At 53.8% G+C, this 1,847-nt stretch carries 2 protein-coding genes and 1 tRNA gene; 2 read left to right on the plus strand and 1 reads right to left on the minus strand.

Annotation, left to right across the window (positions count from 1 at the left end; translation table 11 throughout):
- The coding region (locus EGI20_RS17985) for a sodium:proton antiporter (RefSeq protein ID WP_498633066.1) at positions 1-103 on the plus strand (103 nt) is incomplete at its 5' end.
- A gap of 199 nt (positions 104-302) precedes the next feature.
- Here the strand turns inward: EGI20_RS17985 and EGI20_RS17990 are convergent.
- A tRNA-Leu gene (locus tag EGI20_RS17990) sits at positions 303-389 on the minus strand.
- 74 nt (positions 390-463) lie between these two features.
- On the opposite strand from EGI20_RS17990, the gene EGI20_RS17995 reads away from it, so the two are divergent.
- Positions 464-1,847 (plus strand): ribonuclease R family protein (locus EGI20_RS17995; RefSeq protein ID WP_498633064.1); only part of this gene is annotated, 1,384 nt, incomplete at its 3' end.

Genomic DNA, 1,847 nt, shown 5'->3' on the forward strand with positions numbered 1-1,847 from the left:
CGAGCAGCGTGGCGTGAAAATGCCTAGCTTCTTCGGTTATATGGGCTGGTCCATCTGCTTCCTGCTGCCGGTATTCGGCATCCTGACGCTGGTATTCTTCTGATGGGAATGATCGGGGCGGGTTTGAATTTAAGCCTGCCTTGATTAAGGTGTAAAGATTGCCCGGCAGGCTAGCGCTTGTCGGGCTTTTTATCGGGCTTTTTATCGGGTTTGTTTGGCGAGGGAAATAAATAGAAGAGGGGGGAGCAGAATATGGACGATAAAAAAGCCATTGAGCAAACTCAATGACCTGATAAAGCGACTGGTGCCCAAGAGAAGACTCGAACTTCCACACCCTTGCGGGCGCTAGGACCTGAACCTAGTGCGTCTACCAATTCCGCCACCTGGGCATCGCTTTACTGTATGATCTGCGCTACATTGCTGTAACGAAGTGCGAATTATATTGACCTAGCCGAGGAAGTCAATGCCTGCCACGCAAAAAAAACAAAAAAGCATCCCGTTGCGCTTGCAAGACCCGCATCTGGAACGTGAAAAAGTCAAATACGACAAGCCTTTACCTAGCCGTGAATTTATTCTGCAAATTCTCGCCGGGCAGGGCGTTCCCATGTTTCCAGCCGAGCTAATCGGTTTGCTGAATATTACTGAAGAAGAAAAACCTTTTTTCGAACGCCGCCTGTTTGCCATGGAGCGTAGCGGAGAAGTCGTTATTAACCGTACCGGTGCCGTCTGTGTCGCGCAAAAACTGGATCTGCTTAAGTGCAAGGTATCCGGTCATCGTGATGGCTATGGGTTTGCCATGCCGTTGGAAGGGGAGAAGGGCGATCTCTTTCTGAGCGAGCGTGAAATGCACAAGGCCATGCATGGCGATATCGTCATGGTGCAGCCCGGTGCGCCGGATCGCCGTGGCCGCAGTGAAGGGCGTATCGTCGAAGTGCTGGAGCGTGCGGTGAAAACGCTGGTCGCCCGCGTCTATCTGGAGCGTGGCGTTTGGACGGCTCGCGCCGAAGACAAACGCATCCGTCTGGATATTCTGATAGAACCTGGTGGCGAGGGCGCGGCCGTGCATGGCCAGGTGGTGGTGCTGGAAATTACCGAGTACCCGCAAGGCTACCGTGCACCGATTGCCCGGGTGAAGGATGTGCTGGGTAATTATGCCGATCCTGGCATGGAGATAGAAATCGCGCTGCGCAAGCACGATTTGCCTCATGTATTTAGTGAAGTGGCTCAGGCGCAAGCCAAGGCGACACCGAAAAAGGTGCGTAAAAAAGATCAGCTCAAGGGGCGCGAAGATATTCGCGACCTGCCCTTGGTGACGATTGATGGCGAAAGTTCGCGCGACTTCGACGATGCGGTGTTTGCCGAAAAGCGGGGTAAAGGATACCGGTTGGTCGTTGCGATTGCAGATGTCAGTCATTATGTTCAGCCGGATGATGCGCTGGATATCGATGCGCTCGAGCGAGGCACCTCGGTGTATTTCCCGCGCCGTGTGATACCGATGCTGCCCGAAGCCTTGTCCAATGGCATCTGCTCGCTTAACCCGGATGTCGAGCGCCTGTGCATGGTGTGCGACATGCAAATCGGAGCCAAGGGCAAGGTCAAGCGCTATCGCTTCTATCCTGCGGTGATGCGCTCGCGTGCGCGACTTACCTATAACCAGGTCTGGGATTGTCTGCAAAACGGCACTGAGCACCCGCAGATGGCACAGATGCAAACGCTGCATGCCTTGTTCAAGGTGTTGCTGGCTGCGCGTGCCAAGCGAGGTGCAATCGAGTTTGACACGATTGAAACGCAGATGCTGTTTGATGGTGTTGGCAAGATTGAGCAGATTGTTCCAGTTGTGCGAAATG

The sequence above is a fragment of the Aquitalea sp. S1-19 genome (genome assembly GCF_024343515.1).